The sequence below is a fragment of the Kitasatospora sp. NPDC057223 genome (assembly GCF_042669755.1).
GTDB lineage: Bacteria > Actinomycetota > Actinomycetes > Streptomycetales > Streptomycetaceae > Kitasatospora.
In genome coordinates, this window is record NZ_JBHUWW010000171.1 from 1 (window position 1) to 15,822 (window position 15,822).

The 15,822-nt window shown below is 71.7% G+C and carries 14 protein-coding genes; 5 read left to right on the forward strand and 9 right to left on the reverse strand.

Features of this window, described 5'->3' with window-relative positions; translation table 11 throughout:
• Window positions 1-13: 13 nt before the first annotated feature.
• The gene (locus ACFUK0_RS36075) at window positions 14-856 is read right to left on the reverse strand and encodes a BTAD domain-containing putative transcriptional regulator (protein ID WP_380257542.1); all 843 of its coding nucleotides are present in this window, start codon (window positions 854-856) and stop codon (window positions 14-16) included.
• 415 nt (window positions 857-1,271) lie between these two features.
• Between ACFUK0_RS36075 and ACFUK0_RS36080 the strand changes: the two genes are divergently transcribed.
• Window positions 1,272-2,000: an SDR family NAD(P)-dependent oxidoreductase gene (locus tag ACFUK0_RS36080; RefSeq protein WP_380257544.1), complete on the forward strand. Its 729-nt coding sequence runs from the start codon at window positions 1,272-1,274 to the stop codon at window positions 1,998-2,000.
• 68 nt (window positions 2,001-2,068) lie between these two features.
• Window positions 2,069-3,031, forward strand: coding sequence for an aromatase/cyclase (locus ACFUK0_RS36085; RefSeq protein WP_380257546.1), 963 nt, complete (start codon window positions 2,069-2,071; stop codon window positions 3,029-3,031).
• 64 nt (window positions 3,032-3,095) lie between these two features.
• On the opposite strand, the gene ACFUK0_RS36090 is transcribed toward ACFUK0_RS36085, so the two are convergent.
• The 4 genes from ACFUK0_RS36090 to ACFUK0_RS36105 all read right to left on the reverse strand — a co-directional run bounded on the left by ACFUK0_RS36090 (window position 3,096) and on the right by ACFUK0_RS36105 (window position 7,439).
• Window positions 3,096-4,142: a LacI family DNA-binding transcriptional regulator gene (locus ACFUK0_RS36090; protein ID WP_380257549.1), complete on the reverse strand. Its 1,047-nt coding sequence runs from the start codon at window positions 4,140-4,142 to the stop codon at window positions 3,096-3,098.
• 64 nt (window positions 4,143-4,206) lie between these two features.
• Window positions 4,207-5,112, reverse strand: coding sequence for a carbohydrate ABC transporter permease (locus ACFUK0_RS36095; RefSeq protein ID WP_380257552.1), 906 nt, complete (start codon window positions 5,110-5,112; stop codon window positions 4,207-4,209).
• Between the two features lies 1 nt (window position 5,113).
• Window positions 5,114-6,037, reverse strand: coding sequence for a carbohydrate ABC transporter permease (locus tag ACFUK0_RS36100; RefSeq protein WP_380257555.1), 924 nt, complete (start codon window positions 6,035-6,037; stop codon window positions 5,114-5,116).
• A gap of 82 nt (window positions 6,038-6,119) precedes the next feature.
• Window positions 6,120-7,439 carry an ABC transporter substrate-binding protein gene (locus ACFUK0_RS36105; protein WP_380257557.1) on the reverse strand — a complete coding sequence of 440 codons (1,320 nt, stop codon included), beginning with the start codon at window positions 7,437-7,439 and terminating at the stop codon, window positions 6,120-6,122.
• 320 nt (window positions 7,440-7,759) lie between these two features.
• Between ACFUK0_RS36105 and ACFUK0_RS36110 the strand changes: the two genes are divergently transcribed.
• From ACFUK0_RS36110 to ACFUK0_RS36120, 3 genes are all read left to right on the forward strand, one after another.
• Complete coding sequence (locus tag ACFUK0_RS36110; RefSeq protein ID WP_380257558.1) at window positions 7,760-9,826, forward strand: beta-galactosidase; 2,067 nt, start codon at window positions 7,760-7,762, stop codon at window positions 9,824-9,826.
• A 264-nt stretch (window positions 9,827-10,090) separates the two neighbouring features.
• Window positions 10,091-11,668: an arabinogalactan endo-beta-1,4-galactanase gene (locus ACFUK0_RS36115; RefSeq protein ID WP_380257559.1), complete on the forward strand. Its 1,578-nt coding sequence runs from the start codon at window positions 10,091-10,093 to the stop codon at window positions 11,666-11,668.
• A gap of 159 nt (window positions 11,669-11,827) precedes the next feature.
• Window positions 11,828-12,712 carry a polysaccharide deacetylase family protein gene (locus tag ACFUK0_RS36120; RefSeq protein ID WP_380257561.1) on the forward strand — a complete coding sequence of 295 codons (885 nt, stop codon included), beginning with the start codon at window positions 11,828-11,830 and terminating at the stop codon, window positions 12,710-12,712.
• A 36-nt stretch (window positions 12,713-12,748) separates the two neighbouring features.
• Here ACFUK0_RS36120 and ACFUK0_RS36125 read toward each other — a convergent pair whose 3' ends face one another.
• From ACFUK0_RS36125 to ACFUK0_RS36140, 4 genes are all read right to left on the reverse strand, one after another.
• Window positions 12,749-13,204, reverse strand: a complete 456-nt coding sequence (locus ACFUK0_RS36125; protein ID WP_380257563.1) for a hypothetical protein — start codon at window positions 13,202-13,204, stop codon at window positions 12,749-12,751.
• 248 nt (window positions 13,205-13,452) lie between these two features.
• Window positions 13,453-13,782 (reverse strand): hypothetical protein, encoded by a 330-nt coding sequence (locus ACFUK0_RS36130; protein WP_380257565.1) that lies wholly within the window; start codon window positions 13,780-13,782, stop codon window positions 13,453-13,455.
• Between the two features lie 26 nt (window positions 13,783-13,808).
• Window positions 13,809-14,711, reverse strand: a complete 903-nt coding sequence (locus ACFUK0_RS36135; RefSeq protein ID WP_380257567.1) for a carbohydrate ABC transporter permease — start codon at window positions 14,709-14,711, stop codon at window positions 13,809-13,811.
• Window positions 14,711-15,646: a carbohydrate ABC transporter permease gene (locus ACFUK0_RS36140; protein WP_380257569.1), complete on the reverse strand. Its 936-nt coding sequence runs from the start codon at window positions 15,644-15,646 to the stop codon at window positions 14,711-14,713. Before ACFUK0_RS36140 ends, ACFUK0_RS36135 begins: the two co-directional genes overlap by 1 nt.
• Window positions 15,647-15,822 lie beyond the last annotated feature (176 nt).

Below are 15,822 nucleotides of genomic sequence, written 5' to 3' on the forward strand. Positions count from 1 at the left end.
GTGTCCGGTCGGCCTAGGCCGACCGGGCGGCCTCGACCGCCAGGTCGAGCGAGAGGCCGGGCCCGCCGCCGAGGTGGATGTCCAGCAGCGGGTCGGCGCGCAGCACCGCCTGGTAGAGGCGCTGCAGCTTGACCGAGGGGTCCAGCCCCAGCTCTCTGCGCAGGACCGCGCGCAGGCGTTGGAAGACGGCCAGCGCGTCGGTCTGCCGGCCGGAGCGGTAGAGCGCCACCATGAGCTGCGCGTGGATGTTCTCGTGCACCGGGTAGCGGGCCGCCGTGCTGGCCAGCTCGCTCAGCAGCCGATGGTGGCGGCCGAGACGCAGCTCGGCCTCGATCCGGCGCTCCCAGACCCCCAGCCGGGCCTCCTCCAGCCCCCTGGCGTGCACCTGGAGGGACGGCCCGAGCTGGACGTCGACGAGGACGTCGCCGCGCCAGACGTCCAGGGCCTGCCCGAACAGTTCGGCGGCGCGGTGGTCGTGGCCGCGGTCCTGGGCGCGCTGCCCCTCGCGGACCAGCATGCCGAAGCGGTAGACGTCCACGTCGTCCGGGCAGACCTCCAGCTCGTAGCCGTAGTCGTAGGTCTTGAGGATGCCCCGGGCCGCCGTGAGCGATCCGACGCCCGGGACGAGGCCGAGGGCCTTGCGGATGTGCAGGACGTAGGTCTGCAGGGTGGAGCCGGCGGTGGCCGGCGGGTCGCTGTGCCACAGCTCCTCTATGCAGGCGGCGGCCGACGTCACCCGGTTCGCGTTGAGCACCAGCAGGGCCAGCAGCTGTTTGGGTTTGGGGGCGGTCGGTAAGAAACTGCGCCCGCCCGACTCCAGTGTCAGCGGCCCGAGGACTCCGAATTCCATACTCATCGATTCCCAACACCTTCCGATTCGCCCAGCGTCACAGGAGAGGTAACTGTGCCGAACCGGATTCGAGTCGGGCAGGAAGCCGCGCGACGACTGGATCCGACGATTCGACAGATGGCGGTGCTTGAATATGTGATGTGTTCCCACACGACTCTAGCTTCACGCAAAGCCTCAGGTCCAGTGCCCACAGCATGATCCGACCCCTCGTCCGAAATGATCGGACCTGACCGATTACGCGCCGCGCTTTGCACGGGTTGACCGGGCGCAACATTCCGGAAAGAAATGCTCCCTTTCCCACCGGATCTCCAGTCGTTCTCCATCCGGACCGGCCAGAGTGACGCCGTCCGGAGCCGACGGAAGGCCCCGCACCCGGCCCCGCCGCCGCGGCGGGCCCGGCCGACCACCCTGGGGAGAGACGATGAGCGATCAGCCCGTAGCACTGGTGACCGGTTCCTCGTCCGGGATCGGCGCGGCCGTGGCCCGGCGGCTGAGCGCGGAGGGCTACCGCGTGGCGGTCAACTCGGCCAGGTCCGCCGAGGCCGGGCGCGCCGTGGCCGCGAGCCTGCCGGACGCCGTCCACCTGCAGGCCGACATCTCGGACGCGGACGCGGCCCGGCGGCTCGTGGAGGACGTGGTCACGCACTACGGCCGGCTCGACGTCCTGGTGAACAACGCCGGTACCACCCGGATCATCGCGCACGACGACCTGGCGGCGGCCACCCCGGAGGTCTGGCGCGAGATCCTCGACGTCAACCTGATCGGCACCTGGCAGGTCACGGTCGCGGCGGTGCCGCACCTGAAGGCCGGCGGCGACGGGTCGATCGTCAACATCACCTCGATCGCCGGCTCGCGGCCGGCCGGCAGCTCGATCCCGTACGCCGTGAGCAAGGCCGCCCTCGAACACCTCACCCGGCTGCTCGCCGCCACCCTGGGGCCGGAGCTGCGGGTGAACGCCGTCGCCCCCGGCCTGATCGACACCGACTGGACGGCGCCCCTGACCGGGCCCCGGGAACAGGTCGCCGCCCTCGCCCCGCTGCGCCGGATCGGCACCGCGGACGACGTCGCCGCCGCCGTGCTCGGCCTCGTCCGGTCGCCCTACACCACCGGCAGTGTGCTGCTCGCCGACGGCGGCGTGCACCTGCGCTGAGCGCGCGGCCCGGGACGAGCCCCCGCAGCCCGCACCGCCCCCACCCCGCCACGAACAGGGAGAGAAGCGTGAACCACCCCGTCATCCGCGACGTCCGGCACACCATCGACATCGCGGCGCAGCCCCGGCTGGTCCACCGGCTGCTCGCCGACGCCGTCCAGTGGCCGGAGCTGTTCCCGCCCACGGTGCACGTGGAGCGCACGGCGCTCGACGGCGGCCGGGAGCAGCTGCGCATCTGGGCCCTGGCCGGGGAGGAGGTGCGGGCCTGGACCTCCGAGCGCCGGATCCTCCCCGCGGAGCTGGCCATCGACTTCGTCCAGCAGCAGAGCGCCGCGCCGGTCGCCGCCATGAGCGGGCGCTGGGAGATCGGTGAACTGCCGGACGGGGGAAGCCGGGTGGTCCTCACCCACCGCTTCAGCGCGGTCGGCGACGACCCCGCGAGCCTGGCCTGGATCGAGGAGGCCACCGACCGCAACAGCGGTACCGAACTCGCCGCGCTGCGCAGCGCGGCCGAACGGCACCGGGAGGGCTCCGCGCTGCGGCACTCCTTCGAGGACTCGGTCGTCATCCGGGCCTCCGCGCAGGAGATCTACGACTACCTCTACCGGGCGGACCTGTGGCCGCAGCGGCTGCCGCACGTCGCGCGGGTCGAACTGACGGAGAGCCGGCCCGGCCGCCAGCTGCTGGAGATGGACACGCGCTCCCCCGACGGCAGCGCGCACACCACCAGGTCGGTCCGGATCGGACTGACGCCGCACACCCTGGTCTACAAGCAGACGCTGCTGCCCGCCGCCTTCACCGCGCACACCGGCCGCTGGACGCTCGCACCGGAGCCCGGGGCCGGACCGGGCGCCACCCGCGCCACCTCGCACCACACCGTCGTCCTCGACCCGGAGCAGATCCTCGGCCTGCCCGGGGTGGACAGCCTCCAGCAGGGCCACGACGTCGTCCGGCACGCCCTGGGCACCAACAGCCTGACCACGCTCAGGGCGGCCAAGGCCCATCTGGAGAAGGCGGCCTCGCTCGCCTGAGCAGCGCCGCACGCCGGCCCGGGACGGCAGCACCCGGGCCGGCGGCGGTCGGGCCGGCAGCCGGTCAGGCCGACTCGCGGATCACCAGTTCCGTCCGGAGGATCACGGTGGCCGGCTCCTCGCCGGTGATCTGCGCGAGGAGCAGGCGGACCATCTCGTCGCTGATCCGGTCCCACGGCTGGCGGACGGTGGTCAGCGAGGGGCGGGTGGCGAGGGCGATCGGCGAGTCGTCGAACCCGCCCACCGCGACGTCGCCCGGGACGGAGCGGCCGGCCCGCTCCAGGGCGGCGAGGGCGCCGTCCGCCATCAGGTCGGAGGCGACGAAGACGGCGTCCAGGTCGGGTGCGGCGGCGAGCAGCCGCGTTATGGCGGCCTCGCCGCCGGCCCGGCTGTAGTCGCCGACCGCGACCAGCCGCTCGTCGTACCCGATGCCGTACTCGCCGAGCACCTCGCGGTAGCCGTAGAGGCGCTCGACGCCGCCGGGCGTGTCCTGCGGGCCGGCGATGGTGGCGACCCGGCTGCGGCCGGAGTCGAGCAGGTGGCGGACCATGTCCTTGGCGCCCTCGCGGTCGTCGGCGGCCACGTAGGCCACCCGCCCGCGCTGGCCGAGCGGCTTGCCGCAGGACACCACCGGGACGGCGGCCTCGCGCAGCTGCTCGATCATCGGGTTGCCGCTGTGCGAGGAGACCAGCAGGACGCCGTCCACGTGCCCGGCGGCGAGGTAGCGCGCGACCCGGCGGCGCTCCGCCTCGTTGCCGGCCGTCATCAGCAGCAGCGGGATGTCGTGCTCGCCCAGTGCGGCCGTGCAACCCCGGAGCAGCGTGGTGAAGTTGGGGTCCTCGAAGAAGCGCTCCTGCGGTTCGGTGAGCAGGAAGGCGACCGAGTTGGACCGCTGCGTCACCAGGTTGCGGGCGTGCCGGTTGACGACGTACCCGAGCTTCCTGATCGCGGCGTTCACCGCGGCCAGCGCGGCCGGGCTGACGTTGTGCCCGCCCTGGAGGACGCGCGAGACGGTGCCGCGCGAGACGCCGGCCTCGGCGGCCACGTCGTGGATGGTCGGTGGCCGCCGGGTCTTTCCGGCGGGCCGGGCCCGGGGCGCGGGTTCCGTCATGGTCGGTTCCTCGGGGAGTGGTGCTGACGCGAACGGTGGTGGCGAGAAGGGTACTGGCGGACGGTCAGGACTTTACGGCCCCGGAGAGCAGATCCATGCGCCAGTAGCGCTGGAGTCCCAGGAACAGGGCGATCAGCGGAACGATGGAGAGCAGCGCGCCGGTGATCACCAGGGTGTAGAGGGCCGGCGCGTTGGCGCCCTGCTGGAGCAGCGAGAACAGGCCGACGGTGACCGGGAACTTGTGGTCGTCGCCGAGCATGATGTACGGCAGCAGGAAGTTGTTCCAGATCGCCACGAACTGGAACAGGAAGACCGTGACCAGCCCCGGCACCATGATCGGCAGCGCGACGCTGCGGAACAGCCGGAACTCGCGCGCGCCGTCCACCCGGGCGGCCTCGATGATCTCGTCCGGGATGGCGGCGGCCGCGTAGATCCGGGCCAGGTAGATGCCGTACGGGCTGACGATGCTGGGCAGCAGCACCGACCAGTAGCTGTCGGCCAGGCCGGCCTTGGACATCAGCAGGTACTGCGGCACGGCGAGGGTGACCGGCGGCATCAGCACGCCAGCCAGCAGGATGTTGAAGATCGCGTTGCGGCCCTTGAACCGGTACTTGGCGAGGGCGTAGCCGGTGACGCCGGACAGCGCGGCGGACAGCAGCGCGCCGACGCCCGCGTAGAGGGCGGAGTTGGCCAGCCACTGCCAGTACACGCCGTCGCGGTAGGCGGACAGCTCGGCGAGGTTGTCGAGCAGGCCGCTGCCGGGGGCGAAGGTGAAGGTGGTGAACAGCTCCCCGCTGCTCTTGGTGGAGGCCATCACCACCCAGATGATCGGGATCAGGCAGTAGACCGCGCCGAGGAACAGGATCAGGGTGGGGAGCCAGGCGGTGCGGCGGCGCGGGGCGGGCCGGGTGCCGGTGGCGGTCCCCGGTGCGGGCGCGGTCCGGCGGCGTTCCGCCAGGGAGGTAGCCATCTCAGTTGCCTCCGTCGGAGCGCTTGTTGACCAGCTTCAGGAAGCCGAAGGACAGGAGCAGGGTCGCCGTGGCGATGACCACCGAGGTCGCGGCGGCGGAGTAGATGTCGCCCTGGACGAAGGCGTCGCGATAGACCTTCATCAGCGGGCTCCAGGTGGAGCTCATGCTGTTGGTCATCGGCTTGAGGGTCATCGGCTCGCTGAACACCTGGAGAGTGGCGATCATCGAGAAGAAGAAGGTGAGCACCAGCGAGGGCATCACCATCGGGATCTTGATCTTCAGCGCGATCTGCAGCTCGGAGCAGCCGTCCAGCCGGGCGGCCTCGTAGAGGTCGGTCGGGATGGCGCGCAGCGAGGTGTAGATGACGATCATGTTGAAGCCGGTGCCGCCCCAGACCGCGATGTTGGCGAGCGCGACGAACAGCCCGTTGCCGTGCAGCAGGTCCGGGCCGCTCATGCCGGCCTTGGTCAGCAGGAAGTACCCGGGGCTGACCGTCGGCAGGTAGAGGAAGCCCCAGAGCAGCGAGGCGACGATGCCCGGGACGGCGTACGGCAGGAAGATCGCCAGCCGGGAGAACGGGCGCAGCCGCACGCGCGGGGTGTCCAGCAGCAGGGCGAGCAGCAGGGCGCCGCCGAGCATGGTCGGCACCAGCAGGGCCCCGTACAGCAGGGTGCGGCCGGAGCCGGCGAGCAGTTCGGGGTCGGTGAGCGCGCTGGTGTAGTTGGACAGCCCCGCCCACACCTCCGTCCGGGCGTGCGAGCCGAGGCCGAGGCCCGAGACGCGCACGGCACGGAAGCTGAGGTAGATCGCGTACCCGATCGGCAGCGCGAAGAACAGCGCGAACAGGCTGACGGCGGGCGTGAGGAAGGCGTACGGGGCCAGGCGCCGGGCGGGCCTGGTGGAGGGGGGCGCCGGTGCGGCCATGGCAGTCCTCGGTTCAGGGGGTACGGGCCCCGGGGCTGCGCTGCGGCAGCCCCGGGCTGGTGGGCGGGTACGTCCGGGCGGGTCAGCCCTCGGTCTTGAAGCCGTTCTTCTTCAGGTCGGCGACGGTGGCCTGCTGCATCGCGGTCAGCGCGGCGGAGAAGTCGCTCTTGTCCTGGGCGGCCTTGCCGAAGGCGTCCTTGAAGGTGGAGTACGCGACGTTGACGTTCGGGCCCCAGGCGGCGGGGGCGGTGTTCTTCGCGATCTCGGCGGCCTTGGTGTAGAAGTCCGGCTGGTTCGAGAAGAACTCGGGCGCGGTGGCGAGGGCGTCACCGGTCTGCGCGGCGGTGGCCGCCGGGTAGATGCCGGCCTCCTTGACGAGCGCGGAGACGGCCTGCGGGTCGGTGTTCAGCCAGGTGGCGAACTGGGCGGCGGCGTCGGCGTGGCCGGCCTTGGCGGCGCCGGTGGTGACACCGGTGGTGGAGCCGCCCCAGCTGCCGGTGACGGCCTCGCCGGCGTTCCACTGCGGGAGCGGGGCCATCGCCCACTTGCCCTTGGTGTCCGGCGCCGAGCCGGTGAACACGCCGGGCGCCCACACCGCGCTGACCCAGGCGATCTGGCTGCCGTCGTTCAGCGCCTTGCTCCAGGCCGGGGTGTACATCGGCTGGTTGTCGATCGCCCCCTCCTTGACCAGGCCGCCCCAGAAGTCGGCGACCTTCTTGCTCGCCGCGTCGTCGATGCCGACCTTCCAGGTCTCGCCGGAGCTGGTCCACCACTTGGCGCCGGCCTGCTGGGCGAGTCCGGCGAACAGGCCGGAGTCGTTGGAGGAGAAGGTGGTGAGCGCCTTGGCCGGGTCCTTCTGCTTGAGCTGGCGGGCGGCGTCGGCGAACTCGGCCCAGGTGGTCGGCACCTTGAGGCCGTACTGCTGGAAGAGGTCCTGGCGGTAGTAGAGGGCGAGCGGGGCGGTGTCCTCGGGGATCGCGTAGACCGCGTCGGAGCCGAGGGTCACCTGCGACCAGACACCGGCCGCGAACTTGTCCTTGGTACCGCCCGCCTGCTTGGCGATGTCGGCGAGCACGTCGTTGCTGACCAGGGTCGGCAGCGCCTGGTACTCGGCCTGGAGCAGGTCGGGGGCGTTGCCCGCCTTGGCGGCGGTGATGGTCTTGGTGACCAGGTCGTCACCGGAGGCCTGCTTCTGGACGCTGACCTGGATGTCGGGGTGGGACTGGTTCCAGATCTCGGCGACCTTGTCCATGTTGGGCGTCCAGGACCAGAAGGTCAGCTTCACCGGGCCGGCGGCGGGCTTGGCGGCTGCGTCGCCGCTGCCTCCGCTGCTGCCGCAGGCGGTGAGGGCGAGCGTGCCGGCGAGTGCGGCTGCTGCGGCGATGGCGAGGCGACGGTGCATGGATCCTCCCGAGGATCACGGCTGAGTCAGTGGGGTGGCTGGAGCTCTGGATTGCACAGGGGGTTCGCACATGGGGGGAGCGCGCCGACAGGCGGCCGGTGGAGAACCGGCCGGGCGAGTTATCGACCGCGGCGGCTTGTGCACGTTCACAGTACGGAAACCCGCCGGACACTTGTCAATCCCCGCAGTCATACGGTTATCTATGCGAAACACAACGACCCGGCGACTGTGCACGTGCACAGTCCGCACGGACCGCCGGGTCATCGTCGTGACAGAGCGCCGAGCCATCGCCGTTCGCATACCTGCCTGATGGAGCACCCATGGATCACCGGCCGACCAGTGAGAACACCCCGGCCGTGGCGCCGCGCCCCACGACCGGGCCCACCTGGCCGGCCGGTCTGGACGCGCTCGCCTACGGCGGCGACTACAACCCCGAGCAGTGGCCGGAGGAGGTCTGGCCGGAGGACGTCCGGCTGATGCGCGAAGCCGGCGTCACCATGGTCAGCGTCGGCATCTTCTCCTGGTCGCTGCTGGAGACCGAGCGCGGGCAGTACGAGTTCGGCTGGCTCGACCGCCTGCTGGACCTGCTGCACGAGGCCGGCATCCGCGTCGACCTCGGCACCCCCACCGTCGTACCGCCCGCCTGGTTCTACCGCGAGCACCCCGAGGCACTGCCGGTCTCCCGCGAGGGCGTCCGCTACGAGTTCGGCGGGCGCGGTGCGATCTGCCACAGCTCGCCCGCCTACCGGGCCGCGGCCGCCGCCATCACCGAGCAGCTCGCGCTGCGCTACGCCGGCCACCCCGCGCTCGCCCTGTGGCACGTCCACAACGAGTACGGAGTGCCGGTCAGCGCCTGCTACTGCGAGGAGTCCGCCGGGCACTTCCGGCGCTGGCTCGCCAACCGGTACACCACCGTCAAGGAGCTCAACGAGGCCTGGGGCACGGCCTTCTGGGGCCAGCACTACAACCGCTGGGACGACGTCCGCCCGCCCCGGCTCACCCCCACCGCCTGCAACCCCGCCCAGCAGCTCGACTGGGCGCGCTTCACCAGCGACGCCATGCTGGAGAACTTCCGCAGCGAGCGCGACATCCTGCACCGCCTCGCCCCCGGCATCCCGGTCACCACCAACTTCATGACCGCGCTCTCGCAGTGCGAGTCGGTCGACTACTGGGCCTGGGGCCGCGAGGTCGACATCGTCTCCAACGACCACTACCTGGTCGCGGAGGCGGAGCGGAACCACGTGAACCTCGCGATGTCCGCCGACATCACCCGCTCGGTGGCCGGCGGCAAGCCCTGGCTGCTGCTGGAGCACTCCACCGGCGCCGTCAACTGGCAGCCCCGCAACATCGCCAAGCGCCCCGGCGAGCTGGCCCGCAACAGCCTCGCCCACGTGGCCCGCGGCTCCGAGGGCGCGATGTTCTTCCAGTGGCGGGCCTCGCGCTACGGCACCGAGAAGTTCCACTCCGCGATGCTCCCGCACGCCGGCACCGACAGCCGGATCTGGCGCGAGGTCGTCGCCCTCGGCTCCGACCTGACCTCGCTGGGCGCCGTCCGCGGCAGCCGGGTCGTCGCCGACGCGGCGATCCTCTGGGACTGGCAGTCCTGGTGGGCGCAGAAGCTCGAATGGCGCCCCAGTGTCGAACTCGACGCCCGCGAGCGGGCCGACGCCTGGTACGCGGCCGGCTACGACCGCCACCTCACCCTCGACTTCGCCCACCCCGAGGCCGCCGACCTGAGCGCCTACCCCCTGGTGCTCGTCCCCGCGCTCTACCTGATGACGGAGGCGGCCAGCCAGAACCTGCGCCGCTACGTGGAGGGCGGCGGCACCCTCGTCGTCTCGTACTTCTCCGGCATCGTCGACGAGCACGACACCGTCCACGCAGGCCCGCACCCGGGCGCACTGCGCGACGTACTCGGCCTCACCGTCGAGGAGTTCGGCCCGCTGCGGGCCGGCGAGACGGTCCGGCTGACCGGCGACGGACCGGAGCTGACGGGGGACGGCTGGTCCGAGTGGGTCGTCCCGCGCGGCGCCGATACCCTCTGGTCGTACGCCGACGGCCCCGCCGCCGGGCACCCGGCCGTCACGCGGCACGCGCTGGGCTCCGGCTCCGCCTGGTACGTCTCCAGCCGGCTGGACGCCGCCGGACTCGACACCGTACTGGCCCGCGCCGCCGCCGAAGCCGGCCTGCCGGAGCGCGGACTGCCCCGCGACGTCGAGGTGGTGGAGCGGGCCGGCGAGCTGGGCCGGTACCTCTTCGCGATCAACCACACCGGCACGGACGCCCGGATCCCGCTGCCCGGCGACGGCGTCGAACTGCTCACCGGCACCGCCGTCAGCGCCTTCCTGGACGTCCCCGGCAACTCCACCCGGGTCGTCCACCTCTGACCACTCAGGACGTCCACCCCCTGTGACGGCCGCCCCCACCTCTGACGGCCGCCCCCACCTGTGAGGGCCGCCCAGGCCGTCCACCACCGACCACCTGCCGGAGCCGTCGAGGGTCAGCTCCGGCAGGTCCCTCCGACCGACGCACCCCACGCCGCCGGTCGGACGCGGGGAGCCCGCCGCTGCCCCAGCGGACTCCCCGCCCACCCGCACCACCCCCACCCTCGGGCACCACCTCCCCCACCCCCCTCATCGCCAAGGATGACGATGCACCAGGGATTCAAGCGCCTGCTGACCACCAGCGCCGCCACCACGCTCCTCGCCTCCGCCGCCGTCGTCGCGCTCCCGGCCTCCGGGGCGCAGGCCGCGACCACACTCACCAACGCCGGTTTCGAGACCGGCAGCGCGGCCACCGCCACCCCGGCCGGCTGGTCCACGTACTCAGCCGCCGGCCAGAACAGCGCCTCCTACACCGAGGCCGGCGGGCACGGCGGCTCGTACCGGCTGACCCACTGGTCGGCCAGTGCCTACAAGGTCCAGACGTACCAGTACCTTTCAGGCCTGACGAACGGCACCTACACCCTGACCGCCTGGGTCCGCTCCAGCGGCGGCCAGAACTCCGCCTACCTCGCCCTGAGCAACTGCGGCGGCGCCGAGCAGCGGACCGACCTGCCGCCCACGCCGAACGGCGCCTGGATCCGGCTGGTCACCTCGGTCGCGGTCACCGGCAACCAGTGCACCATCAGCATCAACTCCGATGCCAACGCCGGGAACTGGCTGAACGTCGACGACCTCTCGTTCACCGCCGGATCCACCGGGCTGTCCGCCCGCGGGGTGGACGTCTCCACGCTCAGGAAGAGCGAGGACAAGGGCGGCCTCTACAAGAACTCCGCCGGCACCACCGGGGACGCCCTGGGCATCCTGCACTCCGCCGGGGCCGACTACGTCCGGCTCAAGGTCTGGGTCAACCCGGCCGACGGGTACAACACCAAGACCCAGGTGCTGGCGATGGCCAAGCGCGCGAAGGCCCTCGGGATGAAGGTCCTGATCGACTTCCACTACTCGGACAGCTGGGCCGACCCGGGCAAGCAGACCAAGCCCGCCGCCTGGTCCGGCTACACCCTCGCCCAGCTCAAGACCGCCGTCTACAACCACACCTACGACGTGCTGAACGCCCTGAAGGCCCAGGGCACCACGGCCGACATGGTGCAGATCGGCAACGAGATCAACGGCGGCATGCTCTGGTCCGAGGGCTCCACCGCCAACTGGACCAACCTCTCCGCACTCCTCACCCAGGGCGCCAACGCGGCCAAGGCGGTGAGCAGTTCGACGAAGGTCGCGCTGCACCTGGCCAAGGGCGGCGACGACGCCGGCGCCCGGACGTTCTTCGACAACGCCGTCTCGTACGGCGTGCCGTTCGACGCCATCGGGCTCTCCTACTACGGCTACTGGCACGGTCCGCTGAGCGACCTGCAGACCACCCTCGACGACGTCGCCGCCCGCTACAACAAGCAGGTCTTCGTCGCCGAGACGGCCTACCCCTTCACGCTCGCCAACGACGACGGGCTGGAGAACAACGTCGCCACCGCCTCCCAGCTGGTCGCCGGCTACGACGCCACCCAGGCCGGCCAGGCCGCCAACTTCCGCGACGTGCTCAACGTGGTGGAGGCCGTCCCGAACGGCAAGGGCCTCGGCGCCTTCTACTGGGAGCCGACCTGGACGGCCGTCACCGGCAACGGCTGGGACCCGGCCGACGCCACCTCGGCCGACGCCTGGGAGAACCAGGCGCTGTTCGACTACAGCGACAAGCCGACCGCCGCGATGAGCTGGCTGAACCACCGCTGACCCGGCGGCTGCGGCCTCCGTACGGTGTGGGCCGTACGGGGGCGGCAGCATGCCGCCGTCCGGGTGCCGCCGGGCGCCTCGGGTGTGTCCGGCCGCGCGCCGCGCGCCGCCCCGGCTACGTTCGGGGGCCGGGTGTCCGGGCTGCGCGGGAGGTGCGGAATGCCGTCGAGTCGCCGGGTACTGCTGGCCGGACTGACCGGGCTGGCCGGTACGGTGCTCGCGGGCTGCGGTCCGTCCGAACGCCCGGTGCCGGCCCTGCCGCCGGCGGCGCCCTCGCCCTCGCTCCACCCCTCCCCCTCCCCCTCCCCCTCGCCCGCTGCCGTTCCGCCGCCCGCCGGCGTCACCCGGGCCGACGTGGTCACCCGCTACGGGCAGACGGCGCCGACCGGTTGGGGCTTCGACGCACCGGGAGTCGTCACCCGGCTGCCGACGTCCGAGCGGGTTGTCGCGCTCACCTTCGACGCCTGCGGCGGCCCGCAGGGCAACGGCTACGACGCGGCACTGGTCGACTCCCTGCGGCAGCACGGCGTGCCGGCCACCCTGTTCCTCAACTCCCGCTGGATCGAGGCGAATCCGCCGATCGCCCGACAGCTCGCGGCCGACCCGCTGTTCGAGATCGCGAACCACGGCACCGCCCACCGCCCGCTGTCGGTCACCGGCCGCTCCGCCTACGGCATCGACGGCACCCGGGACGCGGGCGAGGTCTACGACGAGATCGCGGGCAACCGGGCCGTCCTCACCGAACTGCTCGGCCACCCGCCCCGGTTCTTCCGCTCCGGCACCGCCTACCTGGACGAGGTGGCCGCCCGCATCGTCACCGACCTGGGCGAACGCTTCGCCGGCTTCACGGTCAACGGCGACGGCGGCGCCACCTTCACCCCGGACCAGGTCCACCGGGCCGTCACCACCGTCGGCCCCGGCGCCGTCGTCCTCGCCCACCTGAACCACCCGACCGGCGGCACGGCCGGCGGAATGGCCACGGCGATCCCGCACCTACTGGCCGACGGCTACCACTTCGTCCGCCTCTCGGACGGCGCACCCTGACCCGCCAGGAAGCCCGAACCTCCGCACCCGGCAACCTCAGTGGTGCGGACAGCTGAGGTTGCGCCTGCTCAGGCGCGAGACATGGCCGCCCGGCCCGCGCAGGTCGTTCGCCATCACCCAGCGCATCCATCCGGTGATGGCCGCCACCACGGCGGCCAGCAGGGCGGGCAGCAGGACGTCGAGCGGGTTGCTCGCCCCCTCCTCCAGCACCTGGCCGCCGACCGCGAAGACCCTCCCCCCGAGCACGATGACCGCCACCGATGCGACGACTGCGAGGACGAGCCAGGCCCAGCGCCGCACCGTGGCCGCGCGGGTACCCGCCGCCGAGGGCGCGAGCGGCAGGTGGCAGCTGGGGCACCGGAGGGCGCTCGCCTGCTGCCGCTGCGCCGACTGCTTGCTGTCGTGGGGTTGGGCCGAGGCCCGGTACGGGTCTTCGTCCTGGAAGCTCCGGGCGGTGAACCGCCCGCCCCTGTCCCTCGGTCGCTCGCTCAAGTCCTCAGCCCCCTCGGCCCCCTCGGCCGTCTGCCCCGGCCCGGCGGCTCCCCGGCCCGGGCCGCCCTCCGGTGCATCCTTCCCGGCCTGCGGGGTTCGCAAGCTCCGCCGGAACGACGAGACCCCGGACCCGACGTCGTTGTCGGGTCCGGGGCGCTGAACCAGTGCTTCGGGTGCACCGGTTGCTCTCGGGCCGGTTGCTCACAAGGGGATTGCTCTCGGGCCGGCTACTCACAGGGGGCTTGCCCTCAGGCCGGCTGCTCCCGGGCGAGCCGGCCGCGCGCTGCCGCCGGGCCCGCCAGCAGGCGGATCTCCTCCGGCGGCTGCCTGCGGTCGCGGAGGATGAGCAGGCCGTCGACCAGGTAGGTGTAGGTGTCCCAGCCGAGCCGCTCCCCGGCGATCCGGGCCGCCCGCCGGGTGGCGGGGATGGGCCCGAGCCGGGTGGCGGTGTGCACGGGTATGGTCACGTTCCCGTAGTAGCCGCCGAGTTCGGCCCGGACGGACTGCTTCATCAGCTTCTCCAAGAAGCCCACCAGTTCCAGGAACCTGAGCTTCTGCGCTTCTCGCGTCGTCGGCATCGTGGTGAACCCCCTTGTTCAGCAGACTACTTGACGGATCCCGCGGTGAGTCCGGAGACGACCTGGCGCTCGATGATCGCGAACAGGACGACGACGGGCAGGATCGCCACGACCGAGCCGGCGAACAGGTAGTTCCACTGGACGGTGTAGTTGCCGATGAAGTTGTTGATGCCGACCGTCAGCGGCTGGCTCTCGGGGACGGTGGTGAGGCGCAGACCCATCACGAACTCGTTCCAGGCCGAGATGAAGGTGAAGATCAGCGCGGTGACGATGCCGGGCATGGCCAGCGGGATGGTGACCCGCCGCAGCGCGCCGACCCGGCCGAGACCGTCGATCTGGGCGGCCTCCTCCAGTTCGACGGGGATGGAGGAGATGTAGGCGGTGAGGATCCAGATCGCGAACGCCAGGTTGAAGGCGGCGTTGCAGATGATCAGCGTCCAGACCGAGTTGAGCATGTCGAACTGGTAGAACTCGCGGTACAGGCCGACCAGCAGCGAGGTCGGCTGGAACATCTGGGTGACCAGGACGAGGAGCAGGAAGAGCTTGCGTCCGCGGTACTTGATGCGGGCGGTGTAGTACGCGGCGGGCAGGGCGACGAGCAGCACGAGCAGGGTGGAGCCGGCCGCGACGAGCAGGGTGACGCGCAGGTTGCCGCCGAGCGTGGAGTCCGTCCAGACCTTGATCAGGTTGGACCACTCGAAGTGGCTGGGCAGGTAGGTGGCGTCGCGCAGTTCGTCGGCGGGCCGCAGCGCGGTGACCACCATCTCCAGGTACGGGAGCAGGAAGAGCGCGGCCAGCAGCCAGGCGACGGAGGCGATCACCAGCGTGCGCGGGCGGATCGTCCGGCGTGCCCTGGCGGCAGGGGCGGCGGCCGTGGGGCGGGCCGCGGAGGCCGGGGCGGGCGCGGTGGCGGTGGTGGGCTGAGGCATCAGTTCTCCTCCTGGTTCCAGCGGCTGACCTTGAGGAAGACCAGGACCATGAGCACGACCAGGCCGAAGTTGATGACGGACATGGCCGCGGACTCGCCGATGTCGGTGTTCATCAACTGGAAGGCGAAGACGGTGCTGGTCGCGGTGCCGCTGTTCGGGCCGCCCTGGGTCATGCCCCAGATGACGGGGAAGGAGTTGAAGACGTTGATCAGGTTGATCACCAGGCCGACCAGCAGCGCCGGGCGCAACAGCGGCAGCGTGATCAGCCGGTACGTCTGCCAGGGGCCGGTGCCGTCGACCTTGGCGGCCTCGTAGACCTCGCCGGGCACGGTCTGCAGGCCGGCCAGGATGGTGTAGGTGGTGAACGGGAGCGAGACGAAGACCGCGACCAGGATCATCCAGGGCTTCGCGGAGCCGGGCTCGCCGAGCCAGTCCTGCGGGGAGTCGATGATGTGGAGGTCGGTGAGCACGGTGTTCAGGACACCGGCGGTGCGGTCCAGCATCCACTTGAAGCCGATGGCGGTCATCAGCACGGACGCGGCCCAGGGGGCGATCAGCGCCCAGCGGGTGAGCCGGCGGCCGGGGAAGTTCTGGTTGAACAGCTGCGCCAGGGCGAGGGAGAGCACCATGGTGAGGATGACGACGGCGACGGTCCACACGACCGTCCAGCCGAGCACCGGCAGGAAGTCGGGCTCGTCGAAGAGCTTGCGGTACTTGTCGAAGCCTGCGGAGCCGCGGACGAAGCCGGTGGTGCTGATGCGCAGGAACGAGGTGTGGACCATCTCGTAGACGGGCCAGAGCACCACGAACAGGATCAACAGAATGGCCGGGGCGATCCAGGGCAGCGGACCGAGCCGGGCCAGGCCGGAGCGCCTGCCCGCCGGAGTGCCCCGGCGTGCCCGGTCGGCACCGGGCTCGGCGGTCTTGAGCGACACGGGGTAAGGCCTTCCCTTGGTGTGCGGCGGTGTGGGCCGGCACACGGTGTGCGGTGCGGGGCGCGGTGCCCGGGCTGCTCTGCGCGGGCTGCGCCTTGCACGGAGGAGGAGAGGTGGGGCTGCGTCGGGCCGGTGCCGGCGTGACGGCCGGCACCGGGCACATATAAAAAAAAAAA